12 protein-coding genes are annotated in these 19,458 nt (G+C 70.0%); 6 read left to right on the top strand and 6 right to left on the bottom strand.

Annotated features, from left to right (window positions below; all coding sequences use genetic code 11):
- Positions 1–15: 15 nt before the first annotated feature.
- Positions 16–1,146, bottom strand: a complete 1,131-nt coding sequence (locus IPG72_14000; GenBank protein ID MBK6770097.1) for a ferrochelatase — start codon at positions 1,144–1,146, stop codon at positions 16–18.
- A 163-nt stretch (positions 1,147–1,309) separates the two neighbouring features.
- On the opposite strand from IPG72_14000, the gene IPG72_13995 reads away from it, so the two are divergent.
- Positions 1,310–2,476 (top strand): HEAT repeat domain-containing protein, encoded by a 1,167-nt coding sequence (locus IPG72_13995; GenBank protein MBK6770096.1) that lies wholly within the window; start codon positions 1,310–1,312, stop codon positions 2,474–2,476.
- Positions 2,477–2,509: 33 nt separating this feature from the next.
- On the opposite strand, the gene IPG72_13990 is transcribed toward IPG72_13995, so the two are convergent.
- Positions 2,510–3,883 carry a S8 family serine peptidase gene (locus tag IPG72_13990; GenBank protein ID MBK6770095.1) on the bottom strand — a complete coding sequence of 458 codons (1,374 nt, stop codon included), beginning with the start codon at positions 3,881–3,883 and terminating at the stop codon, positions 2,510–2,512.
- A gap of 350 nt (positions 3,884–4,233) precedes the next feature.
- On the opposite strand from IPG72_13990, the gene IPG72_13985 reads away from it, so the two are divergent.
- On the top strand, positions 4,234–5,613 hold the full coding sequence (locus IPG72_13985; GenBank protein MBK6770094.1) for a UDP-glucose/GDP-mannose dehydrogenase family protein: 1,380 nt from the start codon (positions 4,234–4,236) through the stop codon (positions 5,611–5,613).
- Between the two features lie 107 nt (positions 5,614–5,720).
- Here IPG72_13985 and IPG72_13980 read toward each other — a convergent pair whose 3' ends face one another.
- Both IPG72_13980 and IPG72_13975 read right to left on the bottom strand, forming a co-directional pair.
- On the bottom strand, positions 5,721–7,433 hold the full coding sequence (locus tag IPG72_13980) for a hypothetical protein (GenBank protein MBK6770093.1): 1,713 nt from the start codon (positions 7,431–7,433) through the stop codon (positions 5,721–5,723).
- A 188-nt stretch (positions 7,434–7,621) separates the two neighbouring features.
- Positions 7,622–9,229 carry a VWA domain-containing protein gene (locus tag IPG72_13975; GenBank protein ID MBK6770092.1) on the bottom strand — a complete coding sequence of 536 codons (1,608 nt, stop codon included), beginning with the start codon at positions 9,227–9,229 and terminating at the stop codon, positions 7,622–7,624.
- A 317-nt stretch (positions 9,230–9,546) separates the two neighbouring features.
- On the opposite strand from IPG72_13975, the gene IPG72_13970 reads away from it, so the two are divergent.
- From IPG72_13970 to IPG72_13960, 3 genes are read left to right on the top strand one after another with little or no spacing between them, the layout of a single operon-like run.
- The gene (locus IPG72_13970; protein ID MBK6770091.1) at positions 9,547–12,903 is read left to right on the top strand and encodes a hypothetical protein; all 3,357 of its coding nucleotides are present in this window, start codon (positions 9,547–9,549) and stop codon (positions 12,901–12,903) included.
- 15 nt (positions 12,904–12,918) lie between these two features.
- Positions 12,919–15,369, top strand: a complete 2,451-nt coding sequence (locus IPG72_13965; GenBank protein MBK6770090.1) for an exo-alpha-sialidase — start codon at positions 12,919–12,921, stop codon at positions 15,367–15,369.
- Positions 15,370–15,393: 24 nt separating this feature from the next.
- Positions 15,394–15,999: a Uma2 family endonuclease gene (locus tag IPG72_13960; GenBank protein MBK6770089.1), complete on the top strand. Its 606-nt coding sequence runs from the start codon at positions 15,394–15,396 to the stop codon at positions 15,997–15,999.
- Between the two features lie 148 nt (positions 16,000–16,147).
- Here the strand turns inward: IPG72_13960 and IPG72_13955 are convergent, their stop codons facing one another.
- Both IPG72_13955 and IPG72_13950 read right to left on the bottom strand, forming a co-directional pair.
- On the bottom strand, positions 16,148–17,368 hold the full coding sequence (locus IPG72_13955) for a ZIP family metal transporter (GenBank protein ID MBK6770088.1): 1,221 nt from the start codon (positions 17,366–17,368) through the stop codon (positions 16,148–16,150).
- A complete protein-coding gene (locus IPG72_13950; GenBank protein ID MBK6770087.1) occupies positions 17,365–18,552 on the bottom strand; it encodes a multicopper oxidase domain-containing protein in 1,188 nt (395 codons plus the stop codon). The genes IPG72_13955 and IPG72_13950 overlap by 4 nt, the downstream gene beginning before the upstream one ends.
- 223 nt (positions 18,553–18,775) lie before the next feature.
- Between IPG72_13950 and IPG72_13945 the strand changes: the two genes are divergently transcribed.
- Complete coding sequence (locus IPG72_13945; GenBank protein MBK6770086.1) at positions 18,776–19,456, top strand: NAD(P)-binding domain-containing protein; 681 nt, start codon at positions 18,776–18,778, stop codon at positions 19,454–19,456.
- The last annotated feature ends 2 nt before the right edge of the window (positions 19,457–19,458 follow it).

The following is a 19,458-nucleotide window of genomic DNA, read 5'->3' as shown; positions in this document are numbered from 1 at the left end:
GCGGTTGGCAGGACGTTACGACGACGCAACGTCGCTCGCGGATGTCGGCCGTCCGGCCGCCGGCTCGTACCAACAACAATAGGCCGGGCACACGTCGTGGCTTGCGCCGAGATCGCCCAGCGCCGGCCGCGGTGCGCCGGGCGTCTGTCGTTCGACGACGAGGTCGCGGATCATGCGGACGAAGGCCGGATCGGTGCCGACGGTGGGCACACGGGTCAATCGAACGCCAAGCGTCCGGCACCGCTCGGCCAGCTCGGTGTCAAGGTCGAAGACGACCTCGATATGGTCCGAGATGAAGCCGATCGGCACGACGACGAGATCCGTGACGCCGCGTGCTGCCAGTTCGGCGGCGACATCGCCGACGTCGGGTTCGAGCCACGGCTGGTGGGGCGGGCCGCTCCGGCTCTGGAAGACGACGCGCGTCGGCCCTTCGAGGCCGGCGGCGGCGGCAACCAGGCGGCTGGCCTCGCCGAGTTGTTCGACGTAGCGGCTGGACTGCGCCATCGCCCGCGGGATGCTGTGGGCCGAGAAGACGACGACCGCTGCCGCCCGACGCGCTTCGTCCAGGCCGTTGAGCGCTGTGCGCAGGCGCGCGGCTTGCGGCTCGACGAAGCCCGGGTGGTTGAAGAACGCGCGCAGCTTGTGGACGGTCGGCGCGCCCGGGCCGACGGCGGCCTGCGCCGCAGCGATGTCGGCGCGGTACTGTCGGCAGCCGGAGTACGAGCTGTAGGCCGAGGTGACGAAGGCCGCCGCGTGGCGGACCCCGTTCGCGGCCATCTGCCGCCAGGTGTCCGTCAGGAACGGCTGCCAGTTTCGATTGCCCCAATACACCGGCACGCGCGGGCCCTCGGCCGCGAGCAAACGCTCGAGGGCGGCGACGAGCGCCCGGTTCTGGGCGTTGATCGGACTCACGCCGTCGAACAGCGCGTAGTGGTGCGCCACGTCCTCGAGTCGCTCGCGTGGGATGTTGCGGCCGCGCGTGACGTTCTCCAGAAACGGCATCACGTCCGCCATCCCCTCGGGGCCACCGAACGAGACAACGACGACCGCGTCATACGGGTGCGGGGGTGCGTCCGCCCCGTTCGTCGGGGCGAGCGGGTCGGCGGTTTCTGGTCCGGGCGATCCCGAATCGGCCAACGGTGACATATCGACGCTGTCCTGTGATCGGCGGAGGGGTCGACCGAGTGGTCGACGCGGATCGGATGCGCCAGAATGGTAGCCTGTCGAGCGCCCAATCCCACCGGGCCGGCACCACCGCCCGACCGATGCGGCGGCTTGCATCGACGGCCGAGGAGCGATGACCAGTCCCATGTTCCCAGTCCCCTTGCGCACACAGTCGGACGAAGGCCCGGCGATCGCGTTCCACGCCCTCGGCCGTCAGCTGCTCGACCCGTCGCCGGACGTGCGTCGGTCGGCCGCGCTGCTCGTGGCGGCGTTGCGCCCGGCCGATGTCGCGCCGGCGCTCGTGCGCGCCTTCGTCCGGTACGGCGACGACGTCCTGCTCGACGCCGCCCGCGCGTTCGGACACCAACTGACGGCGGTCGTGGCGCGTGAGGTCCTGGATCACAGCCTTGGGCCGAGCCACCGCGCCCGTCTGCTCGAGGTGCTGGGGGAAACACGCGACCCGTTTGCCGTGCGCGTGCTGCGGGAGGCCGCGAAGGACCTCGACCCGACGGTGCGGATCGCCGCGCATGTCGCGCTGCTGGCGCTCGACCAGCGGAATGCGTCGGACGGGGTCGAGGCGGCGCTGCTCAGCCCGCGGCCGGAGCAACGGGCGCAGGCGCTCCGGCTGCTGCGGCGTCTCGATCTGCCGGCCGCGCGCGCTCTCGAGCGCGGCCACATGGAACGGTTCGTGGCCGACGGCGCGGCGATCCCGGCCGATATCACGGTCGCGCTGCCGCTGCTCCTCGACGGCGAGGCCGATGTGATCGACCAGCTCGTGCGCGCCGTCGAGACATCATCCGAGACCCTCGTGCTGCTGGCCGGCCCGGCATCCGGGCCGCTGGCCGACCGCCACCGCGCCACGTTCGCGAGGCGGCTGGCGCACTGCACGTTGTTGTTCAGCACCGACCGCCACAGCGTTGCCGAGCAGGCAGCGATCCTTGCCGAGGCTTGCGCCGCCGCCGCTCTGGCCGCACCCAACGGCAAGCGGGTCGTGCTCGTCGGACCGGTGCCGGATCCGGCCGACGCCTGGCCCGGCCTCGCGCTCCTCAGCGCGCCCGCGCGAACGCGCTTCGACGCCCGACTGGTGTTCGCCGGGCCGCACAGCGTGGCGCCCGTTCTCCGCTGGTGGGGCTACCTGCGCACCGCCAGCCCCGTCGATGCCCGCCTCCACGTCATCCTGACCGACCTCGTGCTTGGCGCCGAGCGGCTGGGGGCCGAGGGGCTGGCCGTCTACGAGACGTGGTGTGCCCGCGACGGCGGCAACCGGGACGATGCGTTGGCGCGGGCGCTGCTGGCGCGGATGGTCGGCTGACCCCATGCCGTGGGGGCGGACGGCCGGTTCGCGCTACCGATGCACGGCCGGCAGGTAGGCGGGCGGCATCTTTTGCCAGAACCCGGGTAGCCGGGCCGAGGGTGACCGGTCGTCGTCATCCCCCGCCGTTGCGGCGCGGGCGTCGACGATGCCCGGCGCCAGCGCATCGTCGTTGGCGGTCGCGATCAACCGGCGTGCGATCTCGTCCGGTCCGGCATCCGGCCGCTGGGCGATCATGAGCGCCGCCACGCCGCCGACGATCGCCGCCGACAGGCTCGTGCCGCTGGCGGTCGCGTACCCGTCGCGGACCGTCGTGAGGATGTCGTCGCCCGGCGCCACCAACCGCAGACCGTTCCCCCGGTTCGACCACGCCGTCAGCGCGCCATGGACGTCGACGGCGCCGACGGCCAGCGCGCCGACATCGGCGGCCGGGTGATCGAGGGACTGCGCGCCGGCGTTACCGGCGGCGGCGACGACGAGCGCGCCGCGCCGACCGGCGTACGCGACGGCGTCGGCGAGCAGGCGCAGCGGCTGACGGCTGCCGGCGGCGACGACGATCACCTTGACGTCATGGTCGGCCGCCCAGACGATCCCGGCGGCGACGTCCGACATCCAGCCCGTGCCGTCGGCCCCGAGCGCCTTCACGGGCACGATCCGTCCACCCGGCGCGGCGCCGGCCACGCCGACGCCGTTGCCGACGCCGGCGGCGACGACGCCCGCCACAGCGGTGCCGTGCCCGTGGTCGTCGCTCGTGTCGTTCGAGCCGTCGCGGACATTCCAGCCGGGTTGCAGTGCCGAGCCGAGGTCCGGGTGATCTACCTGGACGCCCGTGTCGACGATGGCGATCCGGATGCCGTCTGCGGCGGACTGCGACCACGCCTCGGGCAGGCGTGTGGCGTCGAGGTGCCATTGGTCGGCGGCGAAGGGGTCGCTGCGGGCGAGGGTCGAGCCGCCGGTTGGCGCCGCCGGGCGGCGGCTCGGCGCCGACGGTGCGGCGATTGCGGCCGGCACGTCGGATTCGACGTAGGCCACCTCGGGCTGCGCGGCGTAGAGATGTGCGGCCGCCGCGACGCCGGGGGACAACGTGGAATGCGCTGTCCTGATCCCGGGCGTCACGGCGGCCGCCGCCTCGTCGCCGAAGAGAGTCGTGTGTAGCGGGCCAGCCGCCGCGGCGGTGTCAAGGGGCAGGGCCACCACCGCGGCGTGCACGGCCACAATGTTCCGGACCACGCGCGCGCCGAGCCGGGCATGAACGGGGATGAGCTCGGCGGCGCTTGCGCCCGGACGATAACCGATGACAAGGTGCGTCTCGACCGCCGACGGCAGCGAGGCCGCCGCGGGCGCTCCGGCGACGACGCGACCGCCGTGCGTCACCCCGAGCGCGACGACGGCGCCCACCATCACCATCGCACGAACCGCACGAACCGCTCGAACCATGAGAGGGTCACCTGTTCGTGATCTGCGCGATGGGGAGCGCTCAACAACAGGCGATAGCGTATACGAAATTCCAGATCGAATCAAGTAGGTCAGCTTGGGTAGCTTGGTCTGAAATTGCGGTAACATAGTAGTCGATACATGAATCTCATGCATGATAGGCCATCCATCGCTCGGCCCGGTAATTTCTACGGGTGCAAATATCAGCTGCACTGCGCACTATATGCAACATCGTCGATGATTGAAACGGTAACCACCGGGCGTCGACCCCGTGATATACTGCGCCGCCCGCTGGGCAGCCCCGCGTCGAGAAGGATCTAGCGATGAAGATCGTTGTGGCCGGAACGGGCTTCGTCGGCCTGACTCATGCCGCTGTGCTGGCGGAGAATGGCCACGAGGTCCATGCCTATGACATCGACTTGGCCAAGATCGACGCGTATGCGTCCGGCGATCGGGAGCGCATCGAGCACTACGTGAACGAGCCGGGTCTCGTCGAGGTCATCGGCGAGACGCTCGGGCGGTACCTGTTCTTCGTCGGCCCCGACGCCGTGGATGCGGCGCTCGAGGGCGTCGAGGCGATCTTCATGGCGCCACCGACGCCGCCCAACCTCGACGGCTCGACGGACATGACCGCCTACCGCGCGGTCGCGGCGTTTCTGGCCGAGCGCCTGGCGCGGCGGGCGGATCCGAGTCGGCGTGTCGTCATCGTGAACAAGAGCACCGTTCCGATCGGCACGGTCCGCATGCTGCAGGGCATCCTCGCTGAGCACGGCGCGGCGAATGTCGGCGCTGCGTCGAACCCCGAGTTCCTGCCGGAAGGCAACGCGGTCGAGAAGTCGAGACGGCCCGACCGGATCGTCGTCGGCGCCGGCGACGTGGCTGACTTCGAGGTCCTGCGCCGCGTATACCCGCAGTTCCACCACCACGTCCGCATCGGCTATATCGAGACCACGCCCGAGACGGCCGAGGCGATCAAGTACGTCGCCAACACGCTGTTGTTGACCTACATCTCGTTCTGGAACGGCATTGGCGCGCGGCTCGGCGAGACGTTTGGCGACATCGACATGGAGGACCTGAAGCGGGGTGTGACGGCCGACGATCGGATCAGCACCTGGGGATCGTACGTCTCCAACGGCGCCGGCGGGAGCTGTTTCGGCAAGGACATCCAGTCGCTGATGTACCAGTTCCGCAGCCACGGCCAGCCCTACCACCTGTTGCAGGCGGTATACGACATCAACGAGTTCCAAAAGTCCTACCTGCTCGACCGCGCGGCGCACGAGGCGGGGTTCAACTTCAACAACCGCAGCGTCGCGTTGCTCGGCCTTGCCTTCAAGAAGCACACGAACGACATGCGCGACAGCTCCGCGCTGAAGGTTGTCGAAGGCTTGCTGGCGCGCGGGGTGCGCGAGGTCCGTGCCTATGATCCGCTGGCCAACACGGAGGCGGCGCGCTGGTTCGACCCGGCGCGCAACCACCTGTTCGAGCGAATCTCCTATTGGCCATCGGCCGTGGATGCGATCCAGGGCACGGACGCCCTGTTCATCTCCACGGACTGGGAGGAGTTCCGCGGCCTCGGCGACGTCATCACCCGCACCGTCGCGCCGCCCTATCTCATCATCGACGGTCGCCGGATGTTGGGCGATGTCGATCGCCTCGTCGCCAAGGGCTACCAGGTGCTCCCGGTCGGCGGCAAGCTGCGCTAGGCTTCTAGTACTCTGTCACTGGACACGCTTCGGATATCCGACTGAGGTGGTTGTCCGTAGACTCTGCAGTGACAGAGTACTAGGTCCGCGCGGCAGACACGCGCCCCTCAGGGCCGAGTTGCCGCGCGCCCGTTCCACGGCAGGTAGATGCGCCCGCCGTCCGTGCCGGGCGTCGTCGGCGCCGGGGTCGGAGTCGTCGGCTCCGGCGTTGCCGCCGTCTCGGTCGGCGTCGGATCGATGGACGGCGTGGTCGGCGGTGTCGGGGCGTCGCCGGTGACGAACTTGGTGTCCGCCGTGCTCGACGTGTTGTCCGCGTCGGTGGCCGTCGCCGTGACGGTTGGTCCCTTGACACCCTCCGGCTTCTCGAACGTCCAGGCGCCGTCATCACCGGACACGACGCTGCCTTCGTACGTCTCCGCCTCGCCGTCGGGATCGGAGAAGACCTCGATCGTGCAGTTCGGGCAGGCCGTGCCGGTCACGCGCGTTCGCAACGCCTCGGTGATCCGCGGCGCTGCGATGCCGCGGTTCGCGCCCTGGATCACGCTGATCGCCCTCGGGCCGCCGTTGGCCGCGATGCTGTTCTGGCTGGCCTGGTTGTCGCGCGTGCTGGCTCCGCTCATGAGGATGCCGCCCGAGAGGTTGCAGCGGATCGTGTTGCGGCGGATCTTCGTACCGATCGGGCCGCCCTGCAGCTGAATGCCGTAGCCCTTGTTGCCCACACATCGCACGCCTGAGGGGTCGGTGCCGATCCAGTTGTCGTCGATCTCGGTGCCGCTGCCCTCGTCCGAGATGTAGATCCCGGCTAGCGCGTTGCCGCTGATGACGTTGCGCTGGATCTTCGTCCGCTGCGGAGCCAGGATGAGCTGCACGCCGGTGTTCAGCTTCGTCGTCGGCGTGTCCTGCCCGGTCGCCAGCATGCCGAACCAGTTGCCCTGAATCGCGTTCTCATACGCGTCGGGGCCTTCGACGATCACGCCGCCGCCGTTGACGCTGGCGGCGAACACGTTGCGGTTCGATGGATCGAGGTCGCCGATGATGTTGCCGTGCGCACCCTGATCGATGATCACGCAATCGTCGAACACCGGATCGACGACCGTTCCGTCGCCGTTGATGCCGCACCAGTTGCCGACGACCGTGTTGCCGAACGCCAGCTCGCTCGACAGCTTGATGCCGGCGCCGTTCGGCATGCCGGCGAAGATGAGCCCCGGCCCGATCTGGTTCAGACGTGCCGGATCGCCGATGACCCCGCCCGGAATGTAGATCGCCGCCTCCTTGAACGCCCCACGCAGCTCGAAGCCGGCCAACACGTTGCGCTGGCTGCCGATCCGAAACGCCGACTCCATGTTCGGCCCGCTGGACTCGATAACGATCCGGTTGTCCTGCGGCCCCCGCCACGGGAACCCGATGTGGAAGTCGACGAACGTGCCGCCCTGCGCCAGCAGGAGCTCGCGATCGCGGGTCAGGCGGATCGTCCACGTGCCCTTGGCGGCGTTGAACCCGCGCGTCGTTGCGGAGAGCGGGCGGATGCCCGTCGGGCACGGGTCCGCCCCGGGCACGACGGCGGCATCGAAGCACGCCCGGATGATCAAGCCCCCGCTGAGCTGTGCGGCCTGGGCGAGCGCGCCGCGCAGCGAGCACTTGTCGCTGGGGGTCTCGCACTCACCGATTGCGTTCGTCGGGTCATCGGTGTCGTTGATGTAGATCACGGTTTGGGCGTGCACCACTCGCGGTGCTGACGCGCCGTGAAGGACCACAAGGGCGCCGATGAGGCTGCAGGTGAGGGCGGCCATCCGGGTGCGCCGGAAAGCGGGATGCGACATGAAGAACCTCCAGAACGCGGGGCGCGAGCAGACAGATCTGCTACGACCCAAACACCAGCTTGAAGTGCGGGGGATAGGCTGACGCGCGCTGGGCGTGCTTCCGAGGAAGCACGCCCAGCGCGACTGCCACGCGGAACGGTTGTCGGCCACGGTCCCGGCGAAGAAGCTCCGCCGGGACCGTGCGCGCGTCAGCGCAGCTCTGGCGGCAGCTCAGGCGTGGCCGTCGGCACGATTTCCGGCGTGGCCGTGGCGGTCGGTCCGGCCACGTCGACGTACAGCGCCGGGAAAACGCCTTGTCCGTCGCGCTTCTCCGAGTCCTTCCACGTGACGTGCGCCCAGTGGTTGACGTTCTGGAGGCCGCCGGACTGCGGGCGGATGCCATAGGTCAGCGTCACCGGCTTCGTCCAGTCGATGGCCGGCGCGGTCCACTTGATGATCTGCATGTCGACCGTCCCCGCCGGGTTGACGGATCCGTCGACGATCTGCATGGACGGCTCGAGTTCGGCCGTCATGTCGAGCGACGCGACCGTCACCGGGCGCGTCCGGACGAAGTCCTTGGTGTAGATGTACTGCGTGTCCTTGAGCGCCCGGCCACCCTGCAACTTGAGCGCGTACGCCAAGTCGGTGGCCATCGCCCGCAGGTTCTTCGTGTACGGACCGCGTCCCGCGCCGAGCGTCATGACCTCGATGCGCTTGTCGACTTTGACGCGCAGGTCACGGGCGCAGAACGCACCGTCGCTGAGCACGATCACGACCTTCGTGCGGTCGGCGTCGTTGTCCGCGCGGCGCACGTTGTTTCGATCGAGCAGGACGGCCTCCGCCGTGCGCATGCCGAGATCGATGCGCGTCCGGCCGCTACCGCGCAGCAGGCTCAGGCGGCCCGTGACGCGATTGCCCTCGTTCGTAAGGCTCATGAGCCTCCGGCCGCGATCGCTGAAGGCGACGAGGCCGAGGCGCAGCGTGCCGTCGCTCAGGTCCTGCTGGATCTGCGGCTGATCGACGAAGTCGCGGATGAACTCCTTGGCCTCCCGGATCAGATCCTCGGTGCCGGCCGGCTCGGCGGCTTGTCCGCCTTGGTCATTGCCGGCGCCGCCGGGACCGCCGGGCGTCGCCGAACTCCCCGGGGGCCTCGTTCCTTCGCCCGGAACGGCCGTCTTCTGGACTGCCGTCTTCTCGGGTATGGCCGTCTTCGGCCCTTCGACGGTCGGCAGCTTCGGCAGCGTCGACCCACCTCCGCCCGCACCGCCGGGGGTCGATCCGCCTGCCTGCTCACAACCGGGCGGGTCACCGTTGCCGCGACCGGCGTTCGCGCCGCCCGGGACGGGCACGCCGGGTGGCTCGGCCGGCTCGCCGGTCTGGATCGGGCCTGCCTGCAGAGGCTGAACCGGCGGCTCGATCGGTGGTTCGACCGGCGGCTCGACCGGTGGCTCAACCGGTGGCTTGGCCGTCGTCCCAGGCCCGGGCACGCCGGGCGCGCTCGTCGTCGGCAGTGCCGAGCCAAGGCCCGCCTTGCCGCGCGTCATCGAGTTCGAGACGTCGACCAGGAAGACGAGGTCGATCGGCAGCCGGTAGTCGGGGCAGCTCATGTTCATCGTGAGCTGCACCTGCGCCGTCTGGCCGAGGCTGAACGCCTCAGGGTTGACGCTCGAGAGCAGGTTGGGATCGCAGTCGCTTGTGTTCGGGTTTGGACCACCCTGGGCCGCCAACCGCATCGCGGGCAAGGCACCGAAGGCCAACAGCGCGATGAGGATGGGGACGAGGGCGGCGATCGGTCGTCGCCATTTGGATCGGTTCACTAACACCCCTCCTGTTAAGAGCACGTCTCGCGCCACGCGTCGCCTGCGCCAAGGCTGCACGCAGCTGCACTGGTCCGTATCGGCGTTTAAACACCGGAATGTGCCAAAGAGGACACATCGGCGCAAAAAACGATGGAATCCGACCGGATATGTGGCGTCGATGGTAATCGCCGGTCAACGCCGAGTCAACAGGCAAAGAACCTGCCAACACTGACTCAGTCGTCAGCAATGTCAGCCGGTCCGGGGCGTGCTTGTGGTCGGTCATCCGGTTTGTTACACTCGTGTGCCGCCGCAGCCGATCGAGGAGTCGTTCAAAGATGCACCGACGCGTTGTCCAGAGTCGCGTTGTCCAGAGTCCGGTGGCGTGCGCCACGCTGTGCGCGGTGCTCGTCGCACTGTTCAGCGGGACCGTCGCCAGGGCCGCCACCCTCACGGTCTGCGCCAGGGGCTGCGACCACACCACCGTCGCTGCCGCCCTTGCGGCGAGCGCCGACGGCGATACCGTCCTCGTCGGTGCCGGCACGTACACCGAGACGCTCATCCTCGACCGCGCCGTCCGGCTGCGCGGCGTCAACAGCGAGGCGACGATCATCGATGGCGGGCGGGCGGGCGCCGTCATCTGGGTGACTGCCGGAACCGTGGCCACGGTCAGCGATCTGGCCGTCACCGGGGGCAGGCGCGATGCCGGAGCGGGGATTCTGAACCAGGGCGCGCTGAGCCTCCGCGACGTCGCGATCCGCGGCAACGCCGCGCCGGCCGACATCGAGTCGTTCGGCGGCGCCATCTACAACTACGGCGGCTCGCTGAGTGTCCGCGGGGCGACGATCTCGGACAATGAGGCCGCGTACGGCGGGGCGATCCTCAACGCGGGCACGCTCGTCATCAGCCGCTCGACGCTGCGCGACAACCGCGCCCGAAAGGGCGGCGGGGCCATCTTCAACTACGCCGGTACGGTGATCGTCAACAACTCGATCGTCATGGGCAACACCACGGCGACGCGTGGCGGCGGGGCGTTCTTCAACGCTTCGGCGATGGCGATCGCGAACTCCACGATTGCCGACAACCGTTCGGCCGAGTTCGGCGGCGCCGTGTTCGGGGACACCGGCGGCGTCTACGTCACGAACACGACGTTCTCGGGGAACGAGGGCGTGTACGGCGGCGGGGCCGTCTACCTGTTCCAAGGCGAGAGCGCGATCACGTCGAGCACGCTGACCGGCAACAAGGGCAGCGTCGGCGGGGCGCTCAACGTGCAGGTCGATGCGCGGCTCTCGATCCTGAACACGATCGTCGCGCAGAACGGGTCGAACTGTTTCGGCGAACTGCGCAGCGAGGGCGCGAACATCGACAGCGGGGTCACGTGCTCGTTCGTCGCGCCGGGCGACCAGTCGAGCACGGATGTGCGCCTCAAGCCGTTGGCGTCCAACGGCGGCTTCACGCTGACGCACGCCCTGCCGTCCGACAGCCCCGCCGTCGACATGGGCGACCTCGTCGGGTGCATCGACTACGTCGGTTACTACCTCACGACGGACCAGCGCGGCTACGTCCGCGATATCGACGGCAACAAGGACGGCGACATCCGGTGCGACGTCGGAGCGTTCGAATACGATCCGGCCGATCCGGGCGTCGGCGGCGCCACGCCGACCGCCGGCCCGATCACGGGCGCCGACGTCACTGCGTGCCCAACCGGCGGAACGCATACGACGATCGCCGCCGCCATCGCCGCCGTTCAATCGGGCGGGACGGTGGGCGTCTGCGCCGCGACGTTCGCGGAGCGTCTGACGATCGACAAGCCGATGACGCTCAAGGGCGCCGGTTCGGCCGTCAGCCTCATCGAAGGGTCCGCCGGCGGCCCGGTTCTGACGATTGTCGGCGACGTGGCAGTGACGGTGACGGACGTCGGCTTCGTGCGGGGGCAGGGCATCCTGAACCGCCAGGGGCGCCTGACGCTGCGGCGAAGCACGATCATCCACCAGAACAGCGCGGAACGCGGCGCGATCCAGTCGTCGGCGGGCACGCTCGTCGTCGAGAACAGCCGGATTTCAGACAACGTCAGCCTGACGTCGGGCGGCGGCATCGCCGTCGACGGCGGTCAGGCGACGATTCGGAACAGCGTCATCGAGGGCAATACGGCCGGGGATTATGGCGGCGGCATCGTGGCCCGCGGCGGCACCGGGCTGACGCTCGAGAGCGTCACGGTCAGCGGCAACGAGGCGGCGAACGGCGGTGGCATCGCCAGCACCGTGCCGCTCGTCATGACGGGCGGTACGGTGGCCGACAACTTCGGCACGTACGGCGCCGGGGTGTTCAGCCGGGGCAAGGCCACGCTGACGGACGTCGTCATCTCCGGCAACCAGGGTGACCTGGGCGGCGGGGTCTACGCCGCCGGCGAACTGAACCTGACCGGTGCCCAGATCTTCTCGAACTTCGCCTTCGGCGAGTACGGCTACGGCGGCGGCGTCATGGTCAACGAGGGCACGCTGACGATGATCCGCGGCGCCCTGACGGACAACCAGGCTGCGCTCGGCGGCGGTCTCTACCTCCGCGGGACGGGCACGGTCACGGACGTCGCGAACACGAGCAACGAGGCGTCGTCCGGCGGCGGGGTCTACGTGTTCGACGGCCGTCTGACGACGCACGGCGGCCGGATCGCCGCCAACGCCTCGTACGGCGACGGGGGCGGCGTGTTCGCCGGCAAGGGCGAACTCGGGCTGAACGGCACGTCAGTCACGGAGAACACGGCGGTGCGCGACGGCGGCGGGCTGTTCGTCCAGACGGGCGTCACGGGCCAGATGCGCGACGCGGCCCTGGCGAACAACACGGCCTCCTCCGGCGGCGGCGGGCGCAACCTCGGCGCGCTGACGGTCGTGGCGCTGCGGATCACCGGCAACCAGGCCACCGGCACCGAACCCGAGGTCGGCGAGGACGAGGAGCCGCTGCCGATCGTCGGCGGCGACGGCGGCGGGCTGCTCAACGAGGGCACCGGGACGGCGTCGGAGTCGCTGATCGCGGACAACGAGGCGCTGCACGGCGGCGGTGTGGCCAACAAGGGGACGTTCGGCCTCCAGAACGTGACGCTCTCGGCCAACGAAGCGCACGTCGGCGGCGGCGGCATCCACAACGCGCTCGGCACCGTCACGCTGCGCTCCGTCACGTTCGCCGCCAACGACACCGACCCCGAGGCCGAGGGCGGCGGCGCGATCCTGACCGCCGCCGGCGCGACGACGCGCCTCGGTCACACGATCGTCGCCGCCGGCGAGCAGGCGCCCGCCTGCACGGGCGCGACGACGTCCGATGGCCGCAACATCGGCAGCGACGCCAGCTGCGCGCTCACCGCCGCCGGCGACCAGCCGTCCACCCAGCCGCTGCTGGCCGCGCTGGCCTTGAACGGCGGGTCGTCCGAAACGCACGCCCTCCTGGACAGCAGCCCCGCCATCGACGCCGGCGCCCCGACCGGCTGTCCCGGCCTGTCGGGCACGCCGCTGACGATCGACCAGCGCGGCCTCCCACGCCCGGCCGACGGCAACCGCGACGGCGTGGCACGGTGCGACATCGGCGCGTACGAGCGGGCGCCGGGCGGGGGGCCGGGGGATCCGACGCCGACGCCGGGGACGGGGACGCCGGGGACGGGTGGGGGGAAGATCTACTTGCCGGTGTTGAAGCGGGCGGAGCGGTAGCGGCCAGGGGGCGTCGTGACGCGGCTCGAAGTAGCATCAACGGCGAAGGTCGAGCGCTCGCTTCGCGCAGTTCTCGCGGCCGTCGTCCTCTCCTCCGCCTTCGCCGCCGGCTGCACGCGGGCGCCTGACGGCGCAACGCCGACCCCGCAAGCGCGCACGTCGACGCCGATGCCGATGTCCATGGCGTCAGGAGTGGCGACGCCGCTGGCGCCGATGCCAGCGCGCCGAGCCACGACCGACGCGTACCTACCGCCCAGTCCGCAGCTGACCCACACCCCGCCAATCCCCACCAGCCCCCTCTTCGTCGACGGCCCCGCCGGCCGCATCTACGCCAGCGGCCCGATGTCCGGCACGGCGCAGCTCGCGGTGTACGCCACGGGGGACGGCCGTCTGCTGGAGACGGTGCCCATCGCACGGGACGAACGGCTGCTGGATATCGACCGCGAGGGGCGGCGGTTGTACGTGTACCGGCCGGCGGAGGGCGTTCGGCTGCTGGATGCGGACACGTTGCGAGAGGTGGGGTGGGTGGCGCTGCCAACACCGGACCCGGCGGATGAGGCGGCGATCGGCTTCACCCCGTGGCCACGGTTGCGGCAATGGCCGCTGGTCCGTCCGGTCACGCACCAACTGGTCACGTTCGACGGCATGACGGTCCGGCTGCACGACGGTGCGTCGGGCGTCGAGGTCGATGCGTTCGACGTGCCGTTGGAGGGCGAGGCCGGGCCGATCAAGAACGCGTCGTTCAGCGCCGACGGCCGGGTGCTCTACGTTGCCGTGGCTGATACCGACCTCGCGCCATGGGACGGCAATGCGGGCGCGATCATCGTTGCGCTCGAAATGGACACGCGCCGCGTGATCGAGCGGCGCAACCTGCGCGCCACAATCACGGGGTGGCTGGCGTGGGGGGACAGTCTGTTGATCGAGGGGACGGTGGACAAGCTCGCCGGCTTGTGGCACATCCTGTGGGTGGGCGGACACGAGCGTCGGCGCTTGGTCGGGGCGGAGTGGACTTGGCACTGGTCGGCGTTCGACGCCCAGCGCGGACGCCTGGTCGGGTCGCTCAACTCCCACGAACCGACCTATTCGGCTGCCCTGTGGCACACGGTGGCGGATCCGACGACTCTGGATCTCGCGTACATGTCGCCCGTCCGCCTCGGCCCGCCGTTTGCATACTCGTGGGACTCGGACAGTCCACCGCTGAGCGTCTATGACGATGTCACGGACCAGCCCTTCGGACGGAGCCGCAACCGCCAGCTGAACCGAGCCGCCGCGGCCGACATCGCGCCCGACGCGGCGCCCGCCGACGAGCCCGCACCGCGCCAGACCGTGCGTGCGCTCTCCGCCGTTCTCCCGGCGGCCGGCGAGAGCGGTACGCCGCTGGCCTACACGGGCATCGTCACGACGACATCGCGCGACGGGACGCCGACGCCCATGTTCGGCAACCCTGAGTTCCACCCGGTCATCCGTCGTGCCGGCGACCCGACGTGGCGGCTGAACCATCCTGCCGGCGTGCCCGCCTGGCCGGACGCCGTGGTCGCCGCGCCGGCCGCCTCGGCCAGCGCGGATGGCGGCGCGTTGCTGTTCGGCCTGATCACCGGCGTCGGCGTATTCCGCAGCACCGACCTCGGCCGCTCCTGGCAGCCCGCCAGCGCCGGTATCGATGCGGTAAACATCCGCGACATCGACGTCTCGCCTGACTACGCGCACGACCGGACGCTGTTCGCCACGAGCCACACGGACATGCCGCCCGACGCCGACGCGGACAACGACCCCTCGGCATCCGCGTGGCGCTCGCGGGACGGCGGCGCGCGTTGGGAGCCGATCGGGCGCTACGCCGCGCTGGCCATCTCGCCCGAGTTCGCGCGCGACCGGACGGTGATCGCGTTCGAGCATCTCGGAGCGCAGTGCTTCATCTCAACGGACGGCGGCGACCATTGGAGCGCCGGCGGTGCGTTGGGATCCAAGGGCGGCAACGTGGACGACTACCGTTACGAGGGGCTCTTCGCCGACGAGAGCTGGATCATCCCGGCCGCGGCAGGTGGTCCACGCATCCTCCTGGCCATGGGGACGACCGGGACCGGTTACGGTGGCGGTTCGCACTGGCCGGAATGGGGCATCCGGCTGTTTCGATCGATCGACGACGGCATCACGTGGAGCCTCGCCTGGTCACCGGACCGCCACTGGGACGGAATGGACAATTCCCTGGGCGATGCAGACCTGCTGGGAGAGACCGGCGGCACGTTGGTTCTCCGGGCGAGCACGTACCGCTCGAGCGCGCTGCTTTCCCGCGACGGTGGAATGACCTGGCAGGAGCGGTGGGTGGCGGATGAACCGGAAGCGGTGCCGCTGGCCGTGGCGCCGGACGGCGTGGTCGTCGGTGCGGGTCGGCGGCGGACGGCGGGGCGAGAAGGTGTGTGGACCGTGGCGCTGGACGGATTCGTGGATCGCGCGCCGGCGGACCGCTAGAATCCACTCGAACGGGAGTCCTCCATGATCGAACCCCGCCTAGCCGAACCCGGCTCCGCCATCCATCTCCAACTGAGCCCCGCGCTGGCCGTCGACGACGCTTCGTTCGCGGACCTCTGTCGCCAGAACCCGGACTTGCGCATCGAGCGGACGTCCGAAGGAGCAGTCATCATCATGGCACCTGCTGGAGGCGATGCGGGCCGTCGTAATCAGGCGATCGGCGCCACGCTCTACATGTGGGCACGCGCCGACGGCACCGGCACGAGCTACGACTCGTCGGCCGGCTTCACGCTCCCCAACGGCGCCATTCGCTCGCCCGACGCCGCATGGGTGACGAACGACCGCTTGGCCGCGTTGCCGCCCGGCGCCACGAAAGGCTTCACTCCGCTGTGCCCGGACTTCGTCATCGAGCTGCGCTCGTCGTCCGATCGCCTCGCCGCAGTGCAGGCCAAAATGGACGAGTACATCGCCAACGGCGCGCGGCTGGGATGGCTGATCGACCCGATCGAGCGGACGGTGCATGTGTACCGACCGGATCGCGAAGTCGAGCTGCTGATCGGGGTAGATCGCATGGCGGGGGATTCGGAGCTGCCGGGATTCGTGCTACCGCTGGACGACGTCTGGCGATAAGCAGGTGCGCCGAACAGCGCACGGAACCCTGTCCCTTCCCCCGACCCGTGATCCTCCCCCCTCCCCCAGACTTGGGGGAGGGGGTCGGGGGGTGAGGGCCGCAGGCCGCACGACTGCGCGGAATACGACCGTTCCTGCTAGCCCCCCCTCACGCCGCCACCACCAACGCCGTCACATACATGATCGCCACCCCCGCCGCGAACCCGCCCACCGTGATCGGGCTGAGCCCCGGCAGCTCGTCCTTCTTCATCAGCCCGAGCAAGTACTTCGAGACCGCGTACACCACCTGGGCGATCGCGCCTGCGCCGACGGCCATGAAGAGCGTTGCGCCGAGATCCGAGTAGGCGTATGCGCCGACGAGCGTGCCGAGCATCGCCGGGGCGCCGGCCAGGAGCGTCAGGGCGATGAAGTGCACCGCCCGCGGCGCGGCCTTCGTCAGCGGTGTGGCGACGGCCAGGCCCTCCGTGATGTTGTGGAGCGTGAAGCCGATGATCAGGAACGCGCCGAGCGCGACCTCGCCGAGCGTGTAGGCCGCGCCGATCGCGAGGCCCTCGCCGAAGTTGTGCAGCCCGATGCCGAGTGCGATGAGCGCGGCGACGGCCAGCGGCGACCGCGTGCCGCGCCGGCCCGACCCGATGGCCTCGATCAAACCGATCGTCAACAGCGCCGCCAGCCAGACGAGCGGCCGGCCGTGCAGGCCCTCGGGCAGCCGCGCCGCGACTTCGAGCGCCTCGAGCAGCGTGTCGATGAACAGGAACACAAGCAGCCCGACCGTCAGGCTCAGCACGAACGCCATACCGCGCGTGCCCATGCGCTTCACGACCGGGAACCAGAGCATCCCGAGCGCCACCGGCACGACGCCGACGTAGAAGCCGAGGAGCAGGAAGCGCCAGAAGGCCCCCCAATCCCGCGCCGGTCGCGGCAGCGAGACGTCGACGGCCCCACCGAACGTCACGCCCGTGCTCGTGACGAGCATCACCTCGTGCGGCTCGTCGCGCACCCACGGGTACGGGATCTCGATGACCGCGCTGCCGAGCCGCGGGATCGTCGCGGCCGGCGTGATCTCGAATGCCCAGAACGCGTCGTCCACCGCCACCTGCGCCACGGTCACCGGCGACGGGCCGCCGTTCATCACCCGGACCTCCATCCGGCCGGGCTGCGGCAGGTCGACGCGCTGGACGGTGAGGTCCTCCAGGGGCGGCGCGCTCGAGGCGGGCAGGCCCGTGCGGTCGAAGAGCAGATAGGCGATGAACGCGGCCAGGAGGAGGACGGGCAGCGCGGCGAGCGCGACGAGGCCGGCACGGCCGAGAGATCGTCCGTGCGGTAGGTTCGTCGCGACGGAATCGACGGTATCGACGGCGGTGTTCATGAGGCGCCTCCGACGTTGCAGAACGCTGTTCGTTCGGCGGCCGGCGCGAACGTGCTGCTCGCGATTGTCGCGTTGACGTCGGTCCTGGCGACGACGGCGCCCGCCTCCGCCTCCCACACCGCCTCGTCCACGCTCTCGAAGAACCCCATCCACCCCAGCTCCGCCAGCTCGCTCTGGTGGGCGTGGAACATGTAGAGCCCCGGATCGTCGAGCGTGAAATCGAGCACGGCGCGCTCGCCCTGGCACAGCATGACGATGTCCGTGAACTCGTGGAAGTCCAGCCGCGTGCCGGTCTTGAAGAGCTTGAACATGCCGGCGTGGAGGTGGAACGAGTTGATCGGATCGAACTCCGTCAGGTTCAGCAGGTACACCCGCAGCGGATCGCCGCGGCGGACGCGGATCGGGTGGCGTTGGTAGTGGAAGGCCACCGAGTTCACGGCGTAGATCTCGTTCGCGCCGTCGAAGTTCGTGTCGAAGCCGTTCATGACCATGACCATCTCGCGCGCCGGCGGGCGGCCGCCGGGCGGGTCGATGATCAGCGCGCCGTACAGCCCCTTGTGGAGGTGCTTCTTCAGCGGCACGGCGTGGCAGTGATACGGGTGGAGGCCGAACGGCCGGGCGGTGAACTCGTACGTGAAGCTCTCGCCCTGCTCCACGACCGGCGCGAAGCCGTCCATGCTCGGCGGGTGGAAGCCGTGGAAGTGGATCGTGTGCGGGTGGGTGCCGGCGTTCTTGAAGCGGATCCGCAGCAGATCGCCCTCCGTGCACCTCAGCGTCGGACCCGGCACCTGGCCGTTGTACGTCCAGGCCGGGAAGAACACGCCCGGTGCGACCTCGATCTGCTTGTCGAAGGCCAGGATGTCCCACTCGCGCAGCGTCCGCCCGTCCGGCAGCTTGCTGACCGTGCCGGTGTCGAACGTCTCGAGGAACCGCGTCGGGTCGATGCCGATCGCGTCCGGGCCGACGTCGCCGACGGTGGACTGGACCGTGTGGCCGCCGTGGGCTTCGGCCGCAGCGTCGACGTTGGCGTCGGTGGCGGTGTCGGGCCGAACGTCGGACGCCGCACCGGAATGGGCGTCGGCCACGGGCCTGGGCGCCGCGCCGAGGGCCAGCGCGCCGCCGGCGACGGCGGCGGCGCCGATGGCGGACTCGCGGACGAAGGCGCGACGGGTGAGGTGGCGCATGGGAATCGCTCCGTTGAGGTACGGGCTCAGCGTCGTCGTGGCTGACGACCTTCGCCCGTGCGGACAGGCATGGAACCGAAGGCTCGGGTCCGAATTTTAGGCAGGGCTAAATATTGTCAGCGCGCCGGTTCATCGTCAAGTCCGTATGATTGGCGTCCGAAAGACCGACTCGCCGACATCCTGTGTCACGGGCGGCGAGCCCCCTACCCGCAGGAGCACGACCATGCGCATCGGCATCCTCGGCACAGGCATCGTCGGCCGCACGTTGGCCGCCGGCTTCGCGGACCACGGCCACGACGTCGTCATGGGCACGCGCGACGTGTCGCGCTCGCTCGCCAACCGCGAGACGGATCGGATGGGCAACGGCCCGCTGGCCGATTGGCTGGCGGCGCACCCGGCCGTCCGCCTCGACACGCTCGCGCGGGCCGCCGCGCACGGCGAGGTCGTCGCGCTGGCGACGAGCGGGCAGGCGGCGCTGGCGGCGGTTGAGCAGGCCGGCGCGGACACCCTGGCGGGCAAGCCGCTCATCGACGTCACGAACCCGCTCGACTTCTCGGCCGGCTTCCCGCCGACGCTGTTCGTCAAGGACACGGACTCGCTGGCCGAGCAGATTCAGCGGGCCGTCCCGGCGGCACTTGTCGTGAAGGCCTTCAACACCGTGACCGCCGCCGTCATGGTGAGTCCGGCATCCGTCGGCGGCGGCGACCATAGCCTGTTCATCTGCGGCAACGACGCCGACGCCAAGGCCATCGTGGCCGAACTGGCCCGCGGTTTCGGCTGGCAGGACGTCGTCGACGTCGGCGACATCACGGCGGCGCGCGGGACCGAGATGTTGCTGCCGCTGTGGCTACGGCTGATGGGGGCGATGGGGACGCCGATGTTCAACTTCAAGGTCGTGCGGTAGCG

The sequence above is a fragment of the Candidatus Avedoeria danica genome (genome assembly GCA_016703025.1).
Lineage (GTDB): Bacteria > Chloroflexota > Anaerolineae > Epilineales > Epilineaceae > Avedoeria > Avedoeria danica.
Note: the sequence above shows the minus strand (reverse complement) of the source record. Positions and strands in the feature narration are given on the sequence as shown.

What these genes read in the sequence shown, in the direction of transcription:
- IPG72_13955 (MBK6770088.1), bottom strand. Translation starts at nt 17,368, where the DNA reads ATGAACACCGCCGTCGATACCGTCGATTCCGTCGCGACGAACCTACCG.
- IPG72_13985 (MBK6770094.1), top strand. Translation starts at nt 4,234, where the DNA reads ATGAAGATCGTTGTGGCCGGAACGGGCTTCGTCGGCCTGACTCATGCC.
- IPG72_14000 (MBK6770097.1), bottom strand. Translation starts at nt 1,146, where the DNA reads ATGTCACCGTTGGCCGATTCGGGATCGCCCGGACCAGAAACCGCCGAC.
- IPG72_13945 (MBK6770086.1), top strand. Translation starts at nt 18,776, where the DNA reads ATGCGCATCGGCATCCTCGGCACAGGCATCGTCGGCCGCACGTTGGCC.
- IPG72_13950 (MBK6770087.1), bottom strand. Translation starts at nt 18,552, where the DNA reads ATGCGCCACCTCACCCGTCGCGCCTTCGTCCGCGAGTCCGCCATCGGC.
- IPG72_13980 (MBK6770093.1), bottom strand. Translation starts at nt 7,433, where the DNA reads ATGTCGCATCCCGCTTTCCGGCGCACCCGGATGGCCGCCCTCACCTGC.
- IPG72_13960 (MBK6770089.1), top strand. Translation starts at nt 15,394, where the DNA reads ATGATCGAACCCCGCCTAGCCGAACCCGGCTCCGCCATCCATCTCCAA.
- IPG72_13990 (MBK6770095.1), bottom strand. Translation starts at nt 3,883, where the DNA reads ATGGTGATGGTGGGCGCCGTCGTCGCGCTCGGGGTGACGCACGGCGGT.
- IPG72_13970 (MBK6770091.1), top strand. Translation starts at nt 9,547, where the DNA reads ATGCACCGACGCGTTGTCCAGAGTCGCGTTGTCCAGAGTCCGGTGGCG.
- IPG72_13995 (MBK6770096.1), top strand. Translation starts at nt 1,310, where the DNA reads ATGTTCCCAGTCCCCTTGCGCACACAGTCGGACGAAGGCCCGGCGATC.